Source organism: Streptomyces sp. NBC_00328, assembly GCF_036139655.1.
Taxonomy (GTDB): Bacteria; Actinomycetota; Actinomycetes; order Streptomycetales; family Streptomycetaceae; genus Streptomyces.
Map to the genome: position 1 here is coordinate 7,049,646 of NZ_CP108013.1, position 18,742 is coordinate 7,068,387.

Consider the following 18,742-nt stretch of genomic DNA (forward strand, 5'->3'; position numbering starts at 1 on the left):
TCGTCAGATCGCGCCCTCACCAGCACCCGTGGCCGTCGTACCGGCGATGGTCGCGTCGTTCGGCGAGAGCACCGCGCCGGTCGACTTCTTGCCGCGGCGCAGTCGCCCCTCCAGCCAGGAGGCGAAACTGGTGATCGCGAAGTTCACCACGATGAAGATGACGGCGACCACGATGAAGCTCGGGACGACGTTCGCGTAGTTGGCCGCGAGGGTGCTGCGTGCGTTGAGGAGTTCCGCGTAGCCGATCATCACACCGCCCAGCGCGGTGTCCTTCACGATGACGACGAGCTGGCTGACGATCGCCGGGAGCATCACGGTGACCGACTGCGGCAGCAGGATGCTCGTCATCGTCTGGCCCTTGCGCAGCCCGATCGCGTACGCGGCCTCCGTCTGTCCTCTGGGGAGCGCGAGGATGCCCGCCCGTACGACCTCGGCGAGGACCGCGGAGTTGTAGAGCACCAGACCGGTGACGACCGCGTAGAACGGACGGTCCTCGCTCGCGACGTTCGCGGACTTGGCGTAGAGCTCGTTCGCGAACAGCATGAGCAGCAGGACCGGGATGGACCGGAAGAACTCGACCACGGCGCCCACGGGAACCCGCACCCAGCGGTGGTCGGACAGACGCGCGATACCGAGGGCGGCGCCCAGGGGAAGGGCGATCACCATGCTGAGCGCGGCGGCCTTCAGCGTGGCCCAAAGACCCGGAAGCAGATACGTGTTCCAGGCGTCGGCCGTGGTGAACGGCTCCCACAGGTCCCACTTGAGCTGGCCCTTGTCGTCCATCACCAGCCAGATCCACCACAGGAGCAGTCCGAGCAGGACGACGAAGAGCACCGAGAGGACCACGTTGCGGCGCTTGGCGCGGGGGCCGGGGGCGTCGTAGAGGACGGAGGTCATCGCTTTACCGCCAGTCGCTTGCCCAGCCAGCCGAGGAAGAGGCCGGTGGGGAGGGTCAGGACCACGAAGCCGAAGGCGAAGACCGCGGCGATGAGGACCGTCTGGGCCTCGTTCTCGATCATCGTCTTCATCAGGTTCGCGGCCTCGGCCACGCCGATGGCGGCGGCCACGGTCGTGTTCTTGGTCAGCGCGATCAGCACGTTGGCCAGCGGGATGATGACGGAACGGAACGCCTGCGGCAGCACGACGAGCCTCAGGGTCTGGCTGAAGCTGAGCCCGATCGCGCGGGCAGCCTCGGCCTGTCCGACCGGCACGGTGTTGATGCCGGAGCGCAGCGCCTCGCAGACGAAGGCCGCGTGGTAGCCGACGAGACTGAGCACCGCGAGCCGGAAACCCTGGACCTTGAAGTCGTCGGTGCCCATCGTCACACCGAAGATGTCCGCGAGGCCGAGCGAACTGAACACGATGATGACCGTCAGGGGGATGTTCCGGACGATGTTCACGTAGGCCGTGCCGAAACCGCGCATGAGTGGGACGGGGCTGACCCGCATCGCGGCCAGCAGGGTGCCCAGGACCAGGGAACCGATGGCGGAGAGGACGGTGAGCTTCACCGTCGTCCAGAACGCCCCCAGGACGTCATAACCTTGAAGAAAGTCGAACACGATCTCCCGCGCTTCCGGGTGGTGGCGTACGTGGCGGACTGGGCGGGCGCGGCATGCCGCCGCCGTGATCGCGACGGACGGCGGCACACCTGCGCAACCCCGTGTGAACCGCGGATTCCCGCGTCGTCCGAGGTCTCTGCGTTTCTCGCGGTGCCCGTGTCACCGGGCGGTGTCCGCGCTACTTGACGATGACGCCGATCTTCGGGGCCTGCTCGTTCTTGTACTTCGCGGGGCCGAAGTTCTTGTCGACCGCCTGCTTCCAGGCGCCGTCGCTGACCATCTTCTCCAGCGCGGTGTTGATCTTCTTCTCCAGCTCGGCATCGCCCTTCTTGACGCCGATGCCGTAGTTCTCGTTGCTCAGCTTGAGGCCGGCGAGCTTGAACTGGCCCTTGTACTTGTCCTGCGCGGCGAAGCCCGCGAGGATCGAGTCGTCGGTGGTCACCGCGTCCACGGCACCGCTCTGCAGGGCGGCGATGCACTCCGAGTAGCCGCTGTACTCCTTCAGGTTGGCCTTCGGGGCGATGGTGTCGTGGATGTTCTGCGCCGAGGTCGAACCGGTCACGGAGCAGAGCTTCTTGCCGTTGAGGTCCGTGCCCTTGGAGATGTTCGAGTCGGTCTTGACCAGCAGGTCCTGGTGGGCCAGCAGGTACGGGCCCGCGAAGTCGACCTTCTGCTTGCGCTCGTCGGTGATCGAGTAGGTGGCCGCGATGAACTTCACGTCGCCGCGGGCGAGCGCGTTCTCGCGGTCGGCGCTCTTGGTCTCGATGAACTCGATCTGGCTGGGCTTGTAGCCGAGTTCCTTGGCCACGTAGGTCGCGACGTCCACGTCGAAACCGGCGAAGGAGCCGTCGGGCTGCTTCAGGCCGAGACCGGGCTGGTCGTACTTGATGCCGACCTTGATCTTGCCGCCGCCCGAGGACGAGGACCCGCTGTCGTCCTTGTCGCTCGAACCGCACGCGGTGGCGGTCGCGGCGAGCGCGAGTACGGCGGCCGAGGCGGCGGCTGCCTTGCGGAGCTTCATGGTGAACATCCTTTGAGTCAGGGCGAAGTACGGTCCGTCGACGGGCGGGTGACGTGCGGGGTCCCCGTGGACCGGGACGTGGTCTCCCCGCAGGGGGAGGCGGTCTCCCGGCGCGGAGACATCAGTGATGCAGGATCTTCGAGAGGAAGTCCTTGGCACGGTCGCTGCGCGGATTGCTGAAGAACTGGTCCGGCACAGCCTCTTCGACGATGCGGCCGGCGGCCATGAAGACGACCCGGTTGGCAGCCGAACGGGCGAAGCCCATCTCATGGGTGACGACGATCATGGTCATGCCGTCCCGGGCGAGCTGCTGCATGACCTCGAGGACCTCGTTGATCATCTCGGGGTCCAGCGCCGAGGTCGGCTCGTCGAACAGCATGACCTTCGGGTCCATCGCCAACGCCCGTGCGATGGCGACGCGTTGCTGCTGGCCGCCCGACAGCTGTGCCGGGTACTTGTCCGCTTGCGTGCTGACGCCGACGCGGTCGAGCAGGGCGCGCGCCTTCTCCTCCGCCGCCTGCTTGCCGGTCCTGCGGACCTTGATCTGCCCCAGCATCACGTTCTCGAGCACGGTCTTGTGCGCGAAGAGGTTGAAGGACTGGAAGACCATGCCCACATCGGCGCGGAGCCGGGCGAGCGCCTTGCCCTCCTGGGGCAGCGGCTTGCCGTCGATCGAGATGTCACCCGAATCGATCGTCTCCAGACGGTTGATGGTGCGGCACAGGGTGGACTTCCCGGACCCGGAGGGCCCGATGACCACGACGACCTCGCCACGCGTGATCGTCAGGTCGATGTCCTGGAGCACGTGCAACGCGCCGAAGTGCTTGTTGACGCTCTTCAGGACGACCAGTTCGTCGGTCCCGGCCATGGCGTCCTCGGCCGCCGATGCTTCGGTCATCGCTTTTGGGCTCCGTCCTCCTCGTTTCGGAGGACAGTAGTAACCCCTCACGACCAGCGTCATTACATCTGAGGGGAACTTGAGCATCACGATCCGGTAGCAATCGGACACGTGTCGTAGCAGTCGTACGGACGCGCGTACCGGCTGGGTAACGGAAGCCCCGGGCAACCCGAAGCCCCTTGACGCCGTCCTTGTCCATCGGCGTGACTTCCTTGGTGCACGCGCGCGTGCACCGACGTTCTTGAAAAGGACCGTTCGACCGATGAGACCCGAGACCGTACGACCGACGAAACGGGTACGACCGATGAACCGGAGGGGGCCGGAATGAGACTGCTCCTCGTAGAGGACGACAACCATGTCGCCGCCGCCCTGTCCGCGGTGCTGGCACGGCACGGCTTCGAGGTCACGCATGCCCGAAGCGGCGAGGAGGCCCTTCAGGCCCTCGTCCCGGAGAGTGACGGCTTCGGCGTAGTCCTGCTCGACCTGGGACTGCCCGACCAGGACGGCTACGAGGTCTGCGGCAAGATCCGCAAGCGGACCGCCACGCCGGTGATCATGGTCACCGCGCGCGCGGACGTACGGTCCCGCATCCACGGCCTCAACCTCGGCGCCGACGACTACGTCGTGAAGCCCTACGACACCGGGGAACTGCTCGCCCGGATCCACGCCGTCAGCCGGCGCAGCGCCCACGACGACGTGTCGGCTTCCGGCGAGACCATGGTGCTGCTCGGCCCCGTACGCATCGAACTCCCCAACCGCCAGGTCACCGTGGACGGTTCGACGGTCCAGCTGACCCGCAAGGAGTTCGACCTGCTCGCGCTGCTGGCCCAGCGCCCCGGGGTGGTGTTCCGCCGGGAGCAGATCATCAGCGAGGTGTGGCGCACGAGCTGGGAAGGAACCGGCCGCACGCTGGAGGTGCACGTGGCGTCGCTGCGCTCCAAGCTGCGCATGCCGGCGCTGATCGAGACCGTACGAGGCGTCGGGTACCGGCTCGTCGCCCCGGCCGCGTAGCGGGCACGGTGCGTACCCGCCTGCTGCCGCTGCTCATCGTCCTGATGGCGGCCGTGCTGCTCGCGCTCGGCGTCCCGCTCGCGGCGAGCGTCGCCGCGGCGCAGCAGCAGCGCGTGGTCGTCGACCGCATCGACGACACCGCGCGCTTCGCGGCCCTCGCCCAGTACGTCACCGACTACCCGAGCCGTTCCCGGGCCGGCTTCCCGGACGAGCGCGGCGAGACCCTGCGCGCCGAACTCACCCGCTACCGCGAGGTGTACGGCATCCGGGTCGGCGTCTTCTACCGCGACGACGAGCCGATGGCCAACGCGCCGGCGAGCTGGCTCCTGCCCAAGGCCGGAGCGGCCCGCGACGCCTTCAGGGAGGCGCTCGTCAGCCGCCGCAGCCACGACCCCGAACAGGTCTGGCCCTGGCAGCACCACCGTCTCGTCGTCGCCTCCCCGGTCATCAGGGACGGCGACGTCATCGCCGTCGTCGTCACCGACTCGCCCACCGGGCAGATGCGTTCCAAGACCCTGCACGGCTGGCTGATCATCGGCGCGGGCGAGATCGCCGCGATGCTCCTCGCGCTCGGTGCCGCGCTGCGCCTCACCGGCTGGGTGCTCAGACCCGTACGCGTTCTCGACGCCACCACCCACGACATCGCGACCGGCCGTCTGAAGTCCCGGGTCGCGCCCGCCGGCGGACCGCCCGAACTCCAGCGTCTGGCACGGTCGTTCAACGAGATGGCCGACAACGTCGAGAGCGTGCTGGAACAGCAGCGTGCCTTTGTCGCCGACGCCTCGCACCAACTGCGCAACCCGCTCTCGGCGTTGCTCCTGCGGATCGAGCTGCTCGCCCTCGAACTCCCCGAGGACAACGAGGAGATCGCGTCGGTCCGAACCGAGGGCAAGCGCCTCACCCAGGTGCTCGACGACCTGCTCGACCTGGCACTCGCCGAGCACGCCGAGGCCGATACGCGCCTGACCGACATCGGCGCGCTGGCCGCCGAGCGCGTGGCGTCCTGGCAACCGGTCGCCGACAGCAGGGGCGTACGGCTGGCGGGGAACTGCCCGCCCACGACCGCGTGGGCCGACCCCATCACGCTGTCCAGCGCCCTGGACGCGGTGATCGACAACGCGGTCAAGTTCACGCCCGAGGGGGAGTGCGTCGAGGTGACCGTCGCGTCGAACGGCGCGTCCTCGACCGTCGTGGTCACCGACGGCGGCCCCGGCCTCGGCGACGAGGACCTGGCGCGCATAGGCGACCGCTTCTGGCGCAGCGCGGCCCATCAGAACATCAAGGGCTCGGGCCTCGGCCTCTCCATCTCCCGGGCCCTGCTCGCCGCGGGCGGCGGCTCCATCGCGTACGGCCGTCACGAACCGCACGGCCTGCGGGTGACGGTGACGGTGCCCAGGTCGGAGCCGGTGGCCTGAGAGATCCCCTGGCGCGCCCCCACCGGTGGGGGCGCCGCTACGGCTTGATCGACCGGTAGTAGCGGCGCGCGCCCTCGTGCAGCGGCAGCGGGTCCGTGTAGATCGCCGTGCGCAGGTCCACGAGCTGGGCCGCGTGCACCACGTCGCCGATGCGGTCGCGGTTGGCGATCACCGTGCGGGTGAGCTCCTCGGTGAGCTTCGGGTCAGCGTCCTCCCGGGTGATCAGGAAGTTGGCCACGGCCAGCGTCTGCACGGAGGAGCCGCGCTGCGCCTCGGGATAGGCGTCGGCGGGCATCACCGCGGACCGGTAGTAGCGGGAGGCGCCGCCCTGCTCGTGCAGCTTCTCGACGAGGTCGCTGCCGATCGGCACCAGCCGGACATCGTAGGTCTTGGAGAGCTCCAGAACGGCGTTCGTCGGCAGGCCGCCCGACCAGAAGAAGGCGTCGATCTTGTGGTGCTTGAGCAGGTCGGGCGTGTCCGCGATGCCGGCGGCGAGGGGCTTGATGTCCGTGTCGGGGTCAAGACCCGCCGCTTCGAGCACGTGGTTCGCGATCAGCCGCACCCCGGATCCGCTCGGTCCCACGGCGACCTTCATGCCCTTCAGGTCCGCCACGGTCTGCACGGGCGAGGAGCGCGGGACCACCAGGTGCACATAGTCGTCGTAGAGCCGCGAGCAGCCGCGCAGCCGGCCCGAGCCCGGCTTGTTCTGGAGGATGTACGTCTCCACGGCGTCGGCCGCCGCGATGGTGAAGTCGGCCTCGCCCGTGGCCACGCGCCGGACGTTCTGCTGCGATCCGTCGCTGCTCTTCAGCTGCACGTCCAGGTGTGACATGTCCTTGGCGATGGCGCCCTGGAGGAGCTTGCCGTACATCTGGTAGACCCCGGTCCGGGTGCCCGTGCTGAAGACGATCGTCCCGCTCGGGGATTCCTCGCCCAGCGGCAGCAGCCACCACAGCAGCAGCCCGACGACCGCGAGGACGGCCGCCGAGCCGGACAGCGCGCGTCGTCGGCCGATGCGGGTCAGTGCCTGGAACATGCGCGCGATCCTGCCAGCCCGGGCCCGGTCCTGGCCAGGCCGGGCCCGCGAGGGGGTGCGGCGGATCGGTAGGCTCGCCGAATGCAGTCGCCGTCGCCGTCGCAGGTCCCGCCGTCCGACTCTCCCGTGCCTTCGGTCCCGCCGTCCGGTTCTCCCGTGTCCACGGTCCCGCCGCCGCCCTCCCCGGCCTCACTGGTCCGTGAGTTCCATCTCGCCTTCGGCCTCGATGTCCGCGGCACCCCGACCGGGGTCTCCCCGGAGCTCGCCGCACACCGGGGCGAGCTGCTGGCGGAGGAGGCCGCCGAGGTCGCCGAGGTCTCGGTCGGCGGCCCGCTCGACCGGCTGGCGCACGAGCTCGCCGATGTCGTGTACGTGGCGTACGGCACGGCCCTCGTCCACGGGATCGACCTCGACGCGGTGATCGCCGAGATCCACCGGGCCAACATGACGAAGCTCGGCCCCGACGGGCACGTCGCCCGCAGAGCCGACGGCAAGGTCCTCAAGGGCGAGCACTACCGGGCACCGGACGTGTCGGAGGTGCTGCGGCGGCAGGGGTGGAGCGCGCCGGACGCGTAGGACCCGGGGCGCCCCCCACGGCGGAGGCCGTACGGGCCGCCGCCACCGAACGGGCCGCCCTGAGGGGAGGCCGCACGGGCACAGCGACGACCAGGAGAGCGCATGAACGAGCCGGCCGAGCTCGACCTGCCCGTGGAGGGCGGAACCCTCCGTGTCCTGAGGTTCGGCAGGGGGCCGCGAATCGCTCTGGCGGCACACGGCATCACCGGATCCGGGATGTCCTTCCAGGCCATGGCCCGTCACCTCCCCGACGAGTGGAGCCTGTTCGCGCCCGACCTGCGCGGACGCGGCGGAAGCGCGGACACCCCCGGCCCGTACGGCCTCGACCGGCACGCCATGGACCTGTGCCGTCTGGCCCAGGACGTGGGCGGCGGCCGGCCGGTCGCCCTGACCGGGCACTCGATGGGCGCGTACACCGCGCTGAGAGCGGCCGCGCTCCGGCCCGCGCTGTTCGACCGGCTGCTGCTCGTCGACGGCGGTCTGCCGCTGCCCGTCCCGCCCGGCACGGACCTCGACGCCGTCCTCGACACCACGCTCGGACCCGCGCTGACCCGCCTGGGCCGGACGTACGAGACCGACGCGGCCTACGTCGACTTCTTCCGCGCCCATCCGGCGCTCGGACCGCACTGGAACGCGGACATCGAGACGTACGTGCGCTACGACGTCACGGGCCCCCGGGGTGCCAGGCGCTCGAAGGTGCGGGAGGAGGCCGTGCGGCACGACGGGCGCGATCTGCTGACGTCCGCCGGCCTGTTCGCCGCCGGCCTCACGGGGCTGGGCGTCCCGGCCCTGCTGCTGCACGCGCCCCTCGGACTGCTGGGCCAGGAGCCGCCGATGCTGCAGGCGTCCGTCGTCGCACACTGGACCGGCGGGCCGGTGAACCTCCCCGCCGAGCTGGTCGAGGGCTCCAACCACTACACGATCCTGCTCGGAACCGCCGCGAGGACCGTCGCCGAGCGGTTCGTCGCGCTGGGCGGGTGACGGAGGGACACGGGGGGAGGGGCGCGGGGAGGAGTGCCGGAGGCCTCCGACCGCACGCCGGGTGCCGGAAACCGCACGTCGTGTGACGGGCTACGGGTGGCCCCGGCTCCGGCGTCCGGACGTACTCCCGGCACCGCCTACCCTTGTCCCATGAGCAGCGGCGACCGGAGTCAGGCAGTGGACGTTCAGGAATCCAAGACGTACGAAGTGCGCACCTACGGGTGTCAGATGAACGTCCACGACTCCGAACGGCTCTCCGGGCTCCTCGAAGGCGCCGGTTACGTGCGGGCGCCCGAGGGCGCGGACGGGGACGCGGACGTCGTCGTCTTCAACACCTGCGCCGTACGCGAGAACGCCGACAACAAGCTCTACGGCAACCTCGGCCGCCTCGCCCCGATGAAGACGAAGCGCCCCGGCATGCAGATCGCCGTCGGCGGCTGCCTCGCCCAGAAGGACCGCGACACCATCGTGAAGCGGGCGCCCTGGGTGGACGTCGTCTTCGGCACGCACAACATCGGCAAGCTGCCCGTCCTCCTGGAGCGCGCCCGCGTCCAGGAAGAGGCGCAGATCGAGATCGCCGAGTCCCTGGAGGCCTTCCCCTCCACACTGCCGACCCGTCGCGAGAGCGCGTACGCGGCCTGGGTGTCGATCTCCGTCGGCTGCAACAACACCTGCACGTTCTGCATCGTCCCCGCGCTGCGCGGCAAGGAGAAGGACCGCAGGACCGGCGACATCCTGGCCGAGATCGAGGCACTGGTCGGCGAGGGCGTCTCCGAGATCACCCTCCTCGGCCAGAACGTCAACGCGTACGGCAGCGACATCGGCGACCGCGAGGCATTCAGCAAGCTGCTGCGCGCCTGCGGGAAGATCGAGGGCCTTGAGCGCGTGCGCTTCACCTCGCCGCACCCGCGCGACTTCACCGACGACGTGATCGCCGCCATGGCGGAGACGCCGAACGTGATGCCGCAGCTGCACATGCCGATGCAGTCCGGATCGGACACCGTCCTGAAGGCCATGCGCCGCTCGTACCGCCAGGAGCGCTTCCTCGGGATCATCGAGAAGGTCCGGGCCGCCATCCCGCACGCGGCGATCACCACCGACATCATCGTGGGCTTCCCCGGCGAGACGGAGGAGGACTTCGAGCAGACCCTCCACGCGGTCCGCGAGGCCCGCTTCTCGGCGGCGTTCACGTTCCAGTACTCCAAGCGTCCCGGTACTCCGGCGGCCACCATGGAGGGGCAGATCCCCAAGGAGGTCGTCCAGGCGCGCTACGAGCGTCTCGTCGCCCTCCAGGAGGAGATCTCCTGGGACGAGAACAAGAAGCAGGTCGGCCGCGTCCTGGAGCTGATGGTCGCCGAGGGCGAGGGCCGCAAGGACGGCGCCACCCACCGTCTCTCGGGCCGTGCCCCCGACAACCGGCTGGTCCACTTCACCAAGCCCGACGAAGAGGTCCGCCCCGGTGACGTGATCACCGTCGAGATCACGTACGCCGCCCCGCACCACCTGCTCGCCGAGGGCGCCGTCCTGGACGTGCGCCGCACGCGCGCGGGCGACGCCTGGGAGAAGCGCAACGCCGCCGAGACCGCCAAGCCGGCCGGCGTCATGCTGGGCCTGCCGAAGATCGGCGCCCCGGAGCCGCTTCCGGTCGCCACGGGCAGCGGCTGCGGCTGCGACTGACCGCGACCGCCCCGAAGGCCGGCGCGTTCGCGCCGGCCCACGCGCGGGCCCGCCGCACCGAAGCGGACCGGCGGTGTGCGGCGATACGCTGCGGATCATGCTTGTAGCCGCCGCAGTCTGCCCCTGCCCTCCGCTGCTCGTCCCCGATGTCGCCGCGGGAGCAGCCTCCGAGCTGGACGCCGCGCGCGCCGCGGTCACGGACGCGCTGGGCGTGCTCGCCGCGTCCCGTCCCGACCTGCTGGTGGTCGTCGGCCCGGCCGAGAAGAGCGGTCGCGGATCCCATCCGGAGGGCACCCGCGGCTCCTTCAGCGGTTTCGGGGTCGACCTCGACGTGTGCCTCGGCCGTCCGGACGCCGGCGACGCGAACCGCGACACGGACGGCGCGGGTTCCGGTTCACCGGAACGTGAGCTGCCGCCCTCGCTCGCCGTCGCCGCCTGGCTGCTGGAGCGCACCGGCTGGTCCGACGCCCCGGTGGAGGGGCTCGGAGTCGGGGAACCTCTGGAGGCCGAACGGTGCGTCGAGACCGGGGCGCAGATCGGCGGGCGGGCCGGGAGGGTGGCCCTGCTCGTGATGGGGGACGCCAGCGCGTGCAGGACCCTCAAGGCGCCGGGCTATCTCGACGAGCGCGCGGAGGCCTTCGACGCGGAGGCCGCGCGGGCGCTCGGGGCGGCCGACGTCGCGGCCCTCAAGGCGCTGGACATCGATCTGGCGTACGAGCTGAAGGCCGCGGGGCGCGCGCCCTGGCAGGTCCTCGCGGGCGCGGCCGAGGGCGCGGGACTCGGCGGCGCCCTGCTGTACGACGACGCTCCCTACGGGGTGGGGTACCTGGTGGCGGCCTGGTCGTAGGCCGGGGTCGGATGCCCGGCCGCACGCGGCGGACGGCCTGGGCGTGCTCCTCGGACTCCCCGCCGCTTCCTCGGACGCACCGGCCGACACGTCGTCACCGGACGCGGCGGACGGCCGGAAGCAGCCTGAGCTCTTCGCGGCCGTCCGCCGATGCGCGGGTCGTTCAGGAAGCCGGGGGCGGGGTCGGCATGTCCGACGGATTCGCGTCCCCGCCGCCGCCCTTGTGCGCGAGGCGGTCCATGGCGTCCTTCGCCTTGCCCGTGCCTGTACGGATCGTGTCGCTGTACTTGTGCTTGGTCTTGTCGTCGACCGCCTTCGCGGCCTTGTCGAGACCGTGAGCGACCTTGTGCCCGTGCTGTTGCGCGAGCCCGGAGACCTTGTCCTTGGCGGGCTCCAGCTTGGCTTTCAGATTGTCCATCAGACCCATGGTTCGCCTTCCCTCGCGGGACAGTCAGGTGCGGGAGCCCTTGTCGGCCTCGTTGTCGGCGGCCTCTTCGGGGGTCTGCTGCCGGGGGATGCCGGCGTCCTCCGCGGCGGTGGCCCCGGCGGTCCGAGCCGTCGCCTCGCCCTCGTTCCCGGACGAACCCTCGGCCTCCACCGCTCCCCGCGCCTCGACGGCCGGTGCTTCCTCGGTGGCCTTGGACCTCCGGAGAAGCCGTTCAAAAACGCCCATATCAGCTCCATACGTTACTCGTGAGGGCGAAATTCCGCGTCGCCCGGTGCGGCCCATTGCGTCAACCGGGTCACCGGTCCTCGGAACCGGCGGCCGGAACCTCGCTTGAGGGAACGAACCCGGAAGCCTGGCGTCACGCTGCTCGTTGCCGGAGAGGTCCCGGGGTTTGCGAGACTGGGACCGTGAGCAGCACACCCCCCGCACCCCGGGTCATCGCCGTCGTCGGACCGACCGCCGCAGGAAAGTCCGATCTGGGCGTCTTCCTCGCCAGGCGTCTCGGCGGCGAGGTCATCAACGCCGACTCGATGCAGCTGTACCGCGGGATGGACATCGGCACCGCCAAGCTGACGCCCGCCGAGCGCGGCGGCGTCCCGCACCACCTCCTGGACATCTGGGACGTGACGGTCGCCGCCAGCGTCGCCGAGTACCAGCGGCTCGCCCGAGCCCGGATCGACGCGTTGCTCGCCGAGGGGCGCTGGCCGGTCCTGGTGGGCGGCTCCGGACTGTACGTCCGCGGAGCCGTCGACAAGATGGAGTTCCCGGGGACCGACCCCGCCGTGCGCGCCCGCCTGGAGGAGGAGCTCACCCTGCGCGGCTCCGGAGCCCTGCACGCGCGGCTCGCCATGGCCGACCCCGGGGCCGCCCAGGCGATCCTGCCCAGCAACGGCCGCCGGATCGTCCGCGCCCTCGAGGTCATCGAGATCACCGGCAAGCCCTTCACCGCCAATCTGCCCGGCCACGACTCCGTCTACGAGACCCTCCAGATCGGTGTGGACGTGGCCCGCCCCGAGCTCGACGAGCGCATCGCGCGGCGGGTGGACCGGATGTGGGAGGCCGGGCTCGTGGACGAAGTGCGCGCGCTGGAGGCGCAAGGCCTGCGCGCCGGGCGCACGGCCTCCCGCGCGCTCGGATACCAGCAGGTCCTCGCGGCGCTCGCCGGGGAGTGCACCGAGGACGAGGCCCGCGCCGAGACCGTTCGCGCCACCAAGCGCTTCGCGCGCCGTCAGGATTCATGGTTCCGGCGCGACCCCAGGGTGCATTGGCTCAGTGGGGCTGCGGCGGATCTCACAGAACTCCCGGAACTCGCACTGGCGTTGCTCGAACGACCGGTCACAGCCTGATCACGTCATGGCATCGGGACGCTCCGGCCGTCATCCGGGCCTCCGGCGCCGTGCCATCATCAAGCTTCGATCGACCAGTGAAGTCCGAGTTGGGAGGGCGCGTGGCGATGGAGGCCGGCCCTCGCGACACTGCACGAGGCACCGAGTACGGTGCTGATCGGGACGGAGTTCGTCTGAGCATCGATCCGGACGCCGACCTCGGCGTCGAGCCGGAGCTGGGCGGAGAGCGACTGAGCTCCGACGGCCCCGAGGACGCCCCCGGCGGGGTGATCGCCGACGGCCCCGGCCCCGGCGAGATGTCCCCGGAGCCGGAGGTCGAGGTAGAGCTGCGCCCGCAGCGCCTGCTGCGCATCTGGCAGCTCGCGCCCATCGTGGCGCTGGCCGCGACGGGCTCCCTGATGTTCGCCTTCCCGCTCGCCTTCGAGTTCGGCGACGGCGGTGCCGTGGTCGCCATGCTCGGCCTGCTGATCTGCCTGTGCGCCGCCGGCTGGGGCCTGATGGCCGCCCGCCGGGTCGGCTACGCGCTGCCCGGCTTGCCGCCGCGCGGCTCCGGCCGACGCGCCGACTGGCGGGTGGTGCTCGCCTACGTCGTGATCGTCGCCGCGGTGGCCGTGCTCGCCGTAGGACGCGTGGCCCGGCTGCGCTGACCCGCGGGCCCGTTCCACGCGGACCACTGCGGGCCGGTGCCGGCGTGAGCGCCGTCCCGGCACCCGCACCGCGCGGGCAGGGCTGTCGTGGCGACCCCGTACGATCGAGGAATGAGCACGCGGATCGCCTTCCTCAAGGGCCACGGGACCGAGAACGACTTCGTGATCATCCCGGACCCGGAGAATGTCCTCGACCTGCCTCCCGCCGCCGTCGCCGCCCTGTGCGACCGCCGCGCGGGCATCGGCGGAGACGGTCTGCTGCACGTCGTGCGGTCCGCCGCGCACCCCGAGGCCGAGGAGATGGCGGCCGAGGCGGAGTGGTTCATGGACTACCGCAACGGCGACGGTTCGGTCGCCGAGATGTGCGGCAACGGAGTGCGTGTGTTCGCCCACTATCTCCACCGCGCCGGACATGTGGCCGAAGGGGACACCGCGATCGCCACGCGCGGCGGCGTGAAGCCCGTCCACATCGCCAAGGACGGAGACGTCACCGTCGGCATGGGCAAGGCGCGCCTCCCCGAGGGCAAGGTCACGGTGAGCGTCGGCGAGCGCAGCTGGCCCGCGCGCAACGTGAACATGGGCAACCCGCACGCGGTCGCCTTCGTGGACGACCTCGCGCACGCCGGCGATCTCTTCGCACCGCCGCCGTTCGCCCCGGCCTCCGCCTACCCGGACGGGGTCAACGTCGAGTTCGTCGTCGACCGCGGGCCGCGCCATGTCGCCCTGCGGGTCCACGAACGCGGCTCGGGCGAGACCCGCTCCTGCGGCACGGGCGCCTGCGCCGTGGCCGTCGCCACCGCCCGCCGCGACAACGCCGACCCCGCCGTGACCGGCACCCCGGTGACGTACACCGTCGACGTGCCCGGCGGACGCCTGGTCATCACCGAGCACGCGGACGGCGAGATCGAGATGACGGGCCCCGCCGTGATCGTCGCCGAGGGCGAGATCGACGCGGAGTGGCTGGACGGCGCGCTGCGCTGAGCCAGGGGACGGACGTCGTACGCCCTTGCCGTCCCTTCCAGAAAATCGAAACCGTAAACCCCAAAACCTTCGCTCGATCGGGTGATCCGTTTCACGCTCGGCGAGAGGCGGCCAACCGGGCGTGGTGGGGTCGGTAGCATCAAGCACCGGCCCGGACGGGGGATCGACACCATCCCCTGAGCCGAGTACGCCATGGGGCACCCGTCCGCCGGTCTGACGCAGCCGGAGGTGCCCATGAGTGCGGAGGCGACGAATCCCGCGAAGCCAGGCCCTGCCACGCCCGCCGACCGGCGCCCGGCGTCGCTGGAGCCCGGGGTGCCCCCGGCGCACCGCAAGAAGGCACGGGCCCGGATCGACCTGCGCCGGCTCGGGCGGGCCGCGCTGCTCGGGCCCGCGGCCCGCGACCGGCTGCCGGACGCGATCGGGCATGTGGCCGAGGCCCACCGCGCCCACCACCCCGACGCCAAGCTGGAGCCCCTGCGCCGGGCGTACGTGCTCGCGGAGTCCTCGCACCGCGGCCAGATGCGCAAGAGCGGCGAGCCGTACATCACCCACCCGCTCGCCGTGACCCTGATCCTCGCCGAACTCGGCGCGGAGACGACGACGCTGACCGCCTCCCTGCTCCACGACACCGTCGAGGACACGGAAGTGACGCTCGATCAGGTCCGTGAGGAGTTCGGCGACGAGGTCTGCTACCTGGTCGACGGCGTCACCAAACTGGAGAAGGTCGACTACGGCGCCGCCGCCGAACCGGAGACCTTCCGCAAGATGCTCGTCGCCACGGGCAACGACGTCCGGGTCATGTCGATCAAACTCGCCGACCGGCTGCACAACATGCGGACCCTCGGCGTCATGCGCCCCGAGAAACAGGCGCGCATCGCCAAGGTGACCCGGGACGTGCTCATCCCGCTCGCCGAGCGCCTCGGCGTGCAGGCGCTCAAGACCGAACTGGAAGACCTCGTCTTCGCGATCCTGCACCCCGAGGAGTACGAGCACACCCGGGAGCTCATCGTCGAGAACGCGAGCCGGTCGGACGACCCGCTCGCGGAGATCGCCGAGGAGGTGCGCGTCGTCCTGCGCGACGCCGGCATCCAGGCCGAAGTCCTCATAAGGCCGAGGCACTTCGTCTCCGTGCACCGTGTGTCGCGCAAGCGCGGCCCGATGCGCGGCGCCGACTTCGGACGCCTCCTGGTGCTCGTGAACGAGGACGCCGACTGCTACGGCGTCCTCGGCGAACTGCACACCTGTCTCACCCCGGTGGTCTCGGAGTTCAAGGACTTCATCGCCGTCCCCAAGTTCAACCTGTACCAGTCGCTGCACACGGCCGTCACCCGCGGCGACGGCCAGGTCGCCGAAGTCCTCATCCGCACCCACCAGATGCACAAGGCCGCCGAGGCCGGAGTCATCGCGCTCGGCAATCCCTACGTCCCGCCGTCGGAGGAACAGCCGGACGGCGGAGGCGAGCGCCCCTTCGACGGCGAGCGCGCCGACCCCACCCGCCCCGGCTGGCTCTCCCGGCTGCTCGACTGGCAGCAGGGCGCCCCTGACCCGGACACCTTCTGGTCGACGCTGCGCGAAGACCTCGCCCAGGACCGTGAGATCACCGTCTTCCGCGCCGACGGAGGCTCGCTCGGCCTGCCGGAGGGCGCCAGTTGCGTCGACGCGGCGTACGCGCAGTACGGCGAGGACGCGCACGCCTGCATCGGCGCCCGCGTCAACGGCCGCCTGGCGACGCTGAGTACGGTCCTGAAGGACGGCGACACCGTTCAACTGCTCATGGGCCAGGACCCCGCCTCCGAGCCCTCCAGGGAGTGGCTGGAGCACGCGCACACGGCCGCCGCGCGGATCGCCATCCAGCGCTGGATGGCCACACACCCCGCACCCGGCGAGGAGGAGGCGGCCCGGGCCTCCGCCGCCGGCCCCCGGCCGCCCGTCGCGGTCCCGCCCCGCCCCGCCGAGACGCAGACCGCCCGCCCGGCGAGCGCCGTCGCCGACCCGCCCGGCGCGTCCGTACGCATGGCCGGCTGCTGTACGCCCGTACCTCCCGACGAGGTGACCGGCTTCGCCGTCCGCGGGGGAGTGGTCACCGTGCACCGCGTGGAGTGCGCCGGAGCGGCGCGCATGAAGAGCGCGGGGCGCCCGGAGGTGGGAGTGCGCTGGGGCGATACCACCGAGTGCCGCGTCACCCTGGTCGCCGAGTCGTTCGGACGCCCGCATCTGCTCGCCGACCTCACCGAAGCCATCGCGGGAGAGGGCGTCGCCGTCGTCTCCGCGACCGTCGAACCCCCGAGCCAGCAGCGGGTACGCCACACCTACACGCTCCAACTCCCGGACGCGGCCCACCTTCCGGGCCTGATGCGCGCGATGCGCAACGTGCCGGGCGTGTACGACGTGAGCCGCGCCCAGCATCCGGCGACCGCGGCACAGTAGACCGGACTTCACGCGGTCGTCCGGCGGCGGGGGCGAAAGCGGCGGCCCGGGTGGCCGGGCGCGGGGTGCCGGGTCCGGCGGCCGCGCGCTGCCCCCAAAGAGTCCTGGGACCTACTCGTTCGGGTGGGCCGGGTGCGAGTCGGCCGCGCGGAGGAGGTGCGCGCTGGTAGCCGTGGTCCATGCCGCACAACCCCACCCCCACGCCCGCACGCCCGAGAAGCCGCCGCGTCACGGCGGCCCTGCTCGCCTCGGCCGTCTCCGTCTGCCTGATCGCCGCGAGCGCCCCGGACCCGGCCGGGCCCCTGGGGGTCGGTGACCGCCTCTTTCCGACTCTCGGCAACCCCGGGTACGACGTCGAGTCGTACGACCTCGACTTCGTCTATCCCGGCAGCAACGACAAGCCGCTCACCGCCGTGACCACGATCGACGCCGTGACCACTGAGTCGCTCGACCGCGTCAACCTCGACTTCGCCCACGGAAGCGTCCGGTCGGTCGAGGTCGACGGAGCTCCCGCCCGCTTCACCAAGGCCGGCGAGGACCTGGTGGTGACGCCGGCCGAACGGCTGCCCGCCGGGAGCCCGGTGCGCATCACCGTGCGGCACACCAGCGACCCGGTGAGCGCGAAGGGCCAGGACGGCGGCTGGGTACGGACCAAGGACGGACTCGCGATGGCCGGTCAGGCCGACGCCGCGCACCTGGTCTACCCGTGCAACGACCACCCCTCCGACAAGGCCGTGTTCACCATCCGCGTCACGGCCCCCGACGGGTACACGGTCGTCGCCAACGGACTGCCCCGAGGCACCCGCCGGGCCCGCGGCGCCACGACCTGGACGTACCGGACCGAGCACCCCATGGCCACCGAGCTGACCCAGGTGTCCATCGGCCGCTCGGCCGTGCTGCACCGGCAGGGGCCGCACGGCCTGCCCGTTCGGGATGTCGTCCCCAGCGCCGACCGCGCGGCGCTCGAACCGTGGCTGCGCAAGACCCCCGGCCAGATCGCCTGGATGGAGAGCAAGGTCGGACGGTACCCCTTCGAGACCTACGGGCTGCTGATGGCCCAGGCGCAGACCGGCTTCGAGCTGGAGACGCAGACGCTCTCGCTCTTCGAGAAGGAGCTCTTCACCCAGCCCGCCTACCCGAAGTGGTACGTCGACTCGATCATGGTGCACGAGCTGTCGCACCAGTGGTTCGGCGACAGCGTCACCCCCCGCACCTGGTCCGACGTATGGCTCAACGAAGGCCACGCCACCTGGTACGAAGCCCTCTACGCCGAGGAGAAGGCGCACAAGCCCATGGAGAAGCGGATGAAGGCCGCCTACCGGCTGTCCGACTCCTGGCGCGCCATCGGCGGCCCGCCCGCCAGGCCCAAGGGACCCAAGCCCGGCCAGAAGATCAGCATCTTCCGGCCGAACGTCTACGACGGCGCGGCCCTGGCCCTGTACGCGCTGCGCCAGGAGATCGGGCGCGCCGACTTCGAGCGCCTGGAGCGCACGTGGGTGAGCCTCAACCGCGACGGCGTGGCCTCGACGGCCGACTTCGTGGACCTCGCCTCCGCCGTCGCCGCACGCGATCTGAGCGGCTTCTTCAAGGCGTGGCTGTACGCCGCGAAGACACCGCCGATGCCGGGGCACCCGGACTGGAAGAGCGACGCACCGAAGAAACGCAAGAGCGCGTGAGGCCCGCGCAAGGGGTCCCGGAGCGTCGGGAGTGCCCCCGGAACCCCGGGGCCGGGCCTGTCGCGGCATCCCGCGGGCAGCGATGCCCGCGGGTGTCCGGCGGGTCACGATAAGTCGCGTGACGGGCCAGGCGGTGCCGTGCGACCATCTTCGAGCCGGCGGCGCGGCCCCCCTGGAGGGTTGGTCCGGCCGG

Annotated in this window: 18 protein-coding genes; 11 read left to right on the top strand and 7 right to left on the bottom strand. The window is 71.2% G+C overall.

The window, feature by feature from the left end:
• Positions 1 to 3 precede the first annotated feature (3 nt).
• From OG485_RS31010 to OG485_RS31025, 4 genes are all read right to left on the bottom strand, one after another.
• Positions 4 to 897: an amino acid ABC transporter permease gene (locus OG485_RS31010; protein WP_328671892.1), complete on the bottom strand. Its 894-nt coding sequence runs from the start codon at positions 895 to 897 to the stop codon at positions 4 to 6.
• A complete protein-coding gene (locus OG485_RS31015; RefSeq protein WP_328671893.1) occupies positions 894 to 1,559 on the bottom strand; it encodes an amino acid ABC transporter permease in 666 nt (221 codons plus the stop codon). The genes OG485_RS31010 and OG485_RS31015 overlap by 4 nt, the downstream gene beginning before the upstream one ends.
• A gap of 178 nt (positions 1,560 to 1,737) precedes the next feature.
• On the bottom strand, positions 1,738 to 2,580 hold the full coding sequence (locus tag OG485_RS31020) for a glutamate ABC transporter substrate-binding protein (protein WP_328671894.1): 843 nt from the start codon (positions 2,578 to 2,580) through the stop codon (positions 1,738 to 1,740).
• A gap of 121 nt (positions 2,581 to 2,701) precedes the next feature.
• The gene (locus OG485_RS31025; protein ID WP_328671895.1) at positions 2,702 to 3,478 is read right to left on the bottom strand and encodes an amino acid ABC transporter ATP-binding protein; all 777 of its coding nucleotides are present in this window, start codon (positions 3,476 to 3,478) and stop codon (positions 2,702 to 2,704) included.
• Positions 3,479 to 3,802: 324 nt separating this feature from the next.
• Here OG485_RS31025 and OG485_RS31030 point away from each other — a divergent pair, with 324 nt between their 5' ends.
• Together OG485_RS31030 and OG485_RS31035 are read left to right on the top strand one after the other, a co-directional pair.
• Positions 3,803 to 4,489, top strand: a complete 687-nt coding sequence (locus tag OG485_RS31030) for a response regulator transcription factor (protein WP_326785114.1) — start codon at positions 3,803 to 3,805, stop codon at positions 4,487 to 4,489.
• Positions 4,490 to 4,497: 8 nt separating this feature from the next.
• Complete coding sequence (locus OG485_RS31035) at positions 4,498 to 5,904, top strand: HAMP domain-containing sensor histidine kinase (protein WP_328671896.1); 1,407 nt, start codon at positions 4,498 to 4,500, stop codon at positions 5,902 to 5,904.
• 37 nt (positions 5,905 to 5,941) lie between these two features.
• On the opposite strand, the gene OG485_RS31040 is transcribed toward OG485_RS31035, so the two are convergent.
• Positions 5,942 to 6,940, bottom strand: coding sequence for a TAXI family TRAP transporter solute-binding subunit (locus OG485_RS31040; RefSeq protein ID WP_328671897.1), 999 nt, complete (start codon positions 6,938 to 6,940; stop codon positions 5,942 to 5,944).
• Positions 6,941 to 7,021: 81 nt separating this feature from the next.
• Between OG485_RS31040 and OG485_RS31045 the strand changes: the two genes are divergently transcribed.
• The 4 genes from OG485_RS31045 to OG485_RS31060 all read left to right on the top strand — a co-directional run bounded on the left by OG485_RS31045 (position 7,022) and on the right by OG485_RS31060 (position 11,021).
• Complete coding sequence (locus OG485_RS31045) at positions 7,022 to 7,516, top strand: MazG nucleotide pyrophosphohydrolase domain-containing protein (RefSeq protein WP_443048788.1); 495 nt, start codon at positions 7,022 to 7,024, stop codon at positions 7,514 to 7,516.
• A gap of 102 nt (positions 7,517 to 7,618) precedes the next feature.
• Positions 7,619 to 8,497 (top strand): alpha/beta hydrolase, encoded by an 879-nt coding sequence (locus tag OG485_RS31050; RefSeq protein ID WP_328671899.1) that lies wholly within the window; start codon positions 7,619 to 7,621, stop codon positions 8,495 to 8,497.
• Positions 8,498 to 8,647: 150 nt separating this feature from the next.
• Positions 8,648 to 10,174 (top strand): tRNA (N6-isopentenyl adenosine(37)-C2)-methylthiotransferase MiaB, encoded by a 1,527-nt coding sequence (gene miaB / locus OG485_RS31055; protein ID WP_328671900.1) that lies wholly within the window; start codon positions 8,648 to 8,650, stop codon positions 10,172 to 10,174.
• 97 nt (positions 10,175 to 10,271) lie between these two features.
• Complete coding sequence (locus OG485_RS31060; protein ID WP_328671901.1) at positions 10,272 to 11,021, top strand: class III extradiol dioxygenase subunit B-like domain-containing protein; 750 nt, start codon at positions 10,272 to 10,274, stop codon at positions 11,019 to 11,021.
• Between the two features lie 163 nt (positions 11,022 to 11,184).
• On the opposite strand, the gene OG485_RS31065 is transcribed toward OG485_RS31060, so the two are convergent.
• Together OG485_RS31065 and OG485_RS31070 are read right to left on the bottom strand one after the other, a co-directional pair.
• Entirely contained in the window at positions 11,185 to 11,448 is a 264-nt protein-coding gene (locus tag OG485_RS31065) for an antitoxin (protein WP_328671902.1), read from the bottom strand.
• A 24-nt stretch (positions 11,449 to 11,472) separates the two neighbouring features.
• On the bottom strand, positions 11,473 to 11,694 hold the full coding sequence (locus OG485_RS31070; RefSeq protein WP_328671903.1) for a hypothetical protein: 222 nt from the start codon (positions 11,692 to 11,694) through the stop codon (positions 11,473 to 11,475).
• 182 nt (positions 11,695 to 11,876) lie between these two features.
• On the opposite strand from OG485_RS31070, the gene miaA reads away from it, so the two are divergent.
• From miaA to OG485_RS31095, 5 genes are all read left to right on the top strand, one after another.
• Entirely contained in the window at positions 11,877 to 12,815 is a 939-nt protein-coding gene (gene miaA / locus OG485_RS31075) for a tRNA (adenosine(37)-N6)-dimethylallyltransferase MiaA (protein WP_328671904.1), read from the top strand.
• 107 nt (positions 12,816 to 12,922) lie between these two features.
• Complete coding sequence (locus OG485_RS31080; RefSeq protein WP_328674731.1) at positions 12,923 to 13,462, top strand: hypothetical protein; 540 nt, start codon at positions 12,923 to 12,925, stop codon at positions 13,460 to 13,462.
• A gap of 111 nt (positions 13,463 to 13,573) precedes the next feature.
• Positions 13,574 to 14,443, top strand: a complete 870-nt coding sequence (gene dapF, locus OG485_RS31085; RefSeq protein ID WP_328671905.1) for a diaminopimelate epimerase — start codon at positions 13,574 to 13,576, stop codon at positions 14,441 to 14,443.
• 234 nt (positions 14,444 to 14,677) lie between these two features.
• Positions 14,678 to 16,873, top strand: coding sequence for a RelA/SpoT family protein (locus tag OG485_RS31090; RefSeq protein WP_328671906.1), 2,196 nt, complete (start codon positions 14,678 to 14,680; stop codon positions 16,871 to 16,873).
• Positions 16,874 to 17,052: 179 nt separating this feature from the next.
• On the top strand, positions 17,053 to 18,549 hold the full coding sequence (locus OG485_RS31095) for a M1 family metallopeptidase (RefSeq protein ID WP_328671907.1): 1,497 nt from the start codon (positions 17,053 to 17,055) through the stop codon (positions 18,547 to 18,549).
• Positions 18,550 to 18,742 lie beyond the last annotated feature (193 nt).

Coding starts and splice junctions, on each gene's coding strand:
- OG485_RS31010 (WP_328671892.1), bottom strand. CDS start 897: ATGACCTCCGTCCTCTACGACGCCCCCGGCCCCCGCGCCAAGCGCCGC.
- OG485_RS31020 (WP_328671894.1), bottom strand. CDS start 2,580: ATGAAGCTCCGCAAGGCAGCCGCCGCCTCGGCCGCCGTACTCGCGCTC.
- OG485_RS31025 (WP_328671895.1), bottom strand. CDS start 3,478: ATGACCGAAGCATCGGCGGCCGAGGACGCCATGGCCGGGACCGACGAA.
- OG485_RS31030 (WP_326785114.1), top strand. CDS start 3,803: ATGAGACTGCTCCTCGTAGAGGACGACAACCATGTCGCCGCCGCCCTG.
- OG485_RS31040 (WP_328671897.1), bottom strand. CDS start 6,940: ATGTTCCAGGCACTGACCCGCATCGGCCGACGACGCGCGCTGTCCGGC.
- OG485_RS31045 (WP_443048788.1), top strand. CDS start 7,022: ATGCAGTCGCCGTCGCCGTCGCAGGTCCCGCCGTCCGACTCTCCCGTG.
- OG485_RS31050 (WP_328671899.1), top strand. CDS start 7,619: ATGAACGAGCCGGCCGAGCTCGACCTGCCCGTGGAGGGCGGAACCCTC.
- miaB (WP_328671900.1), top strand. CDS start 8,648: ATGAGCAGCGGCGACCGGAGTCAGGCAGTGGACGTTCAGGAATCCAAG.
- OG485_RS31060 (WP_328671901.1), top strand. CDS start 10,272: ATGCTTGTAGCCGCCGCAGTCTGCCCCTGCCCTCCGCTGCTCGTCCCC.
- OG485_RS31065 (WP_328671902.1), bottom strand. CDS start 11,448: ATGGGTCTGATGGACAATCTGAAAGCCAAGCTGGAGCCCGCCAAGGAC.
- OG485_RS31070 (WP_328671903.1), bottom strand. CDS start 11,694: ATGGGCGTTTTTGAACGGCTTCTCCGGAGGTCCAAGGCCACCGAGGAA.
- OG485_RS31080 (WP_328674731.1), top strand. CDS start 12,923: ATGGAGGCCGGCCCTCGCGACACTGCACGAGGCACCGAGTACGGTGCT.
- dapF (WP_328671905.1), top strand. CDS start 13,574: ATGAGCACGCGGATCGCCTTCCTCAAGGGCCACGGGACCGAGAACGAC.
- OG485_RS31090 (WP_328671906.1), top strand. CDS start 14,678: ATGAGTGCGGAGGCGACGAATCCCGCGAAGCCAGGCCCTGCCACGCCC.
- OG485_RS31095 (WP_328671907.1), top strand. CDS start 17,053: ATGCCGCACAACCCCACCCCCACGCCCGCACGCCCGAGAAGCCGCCGC.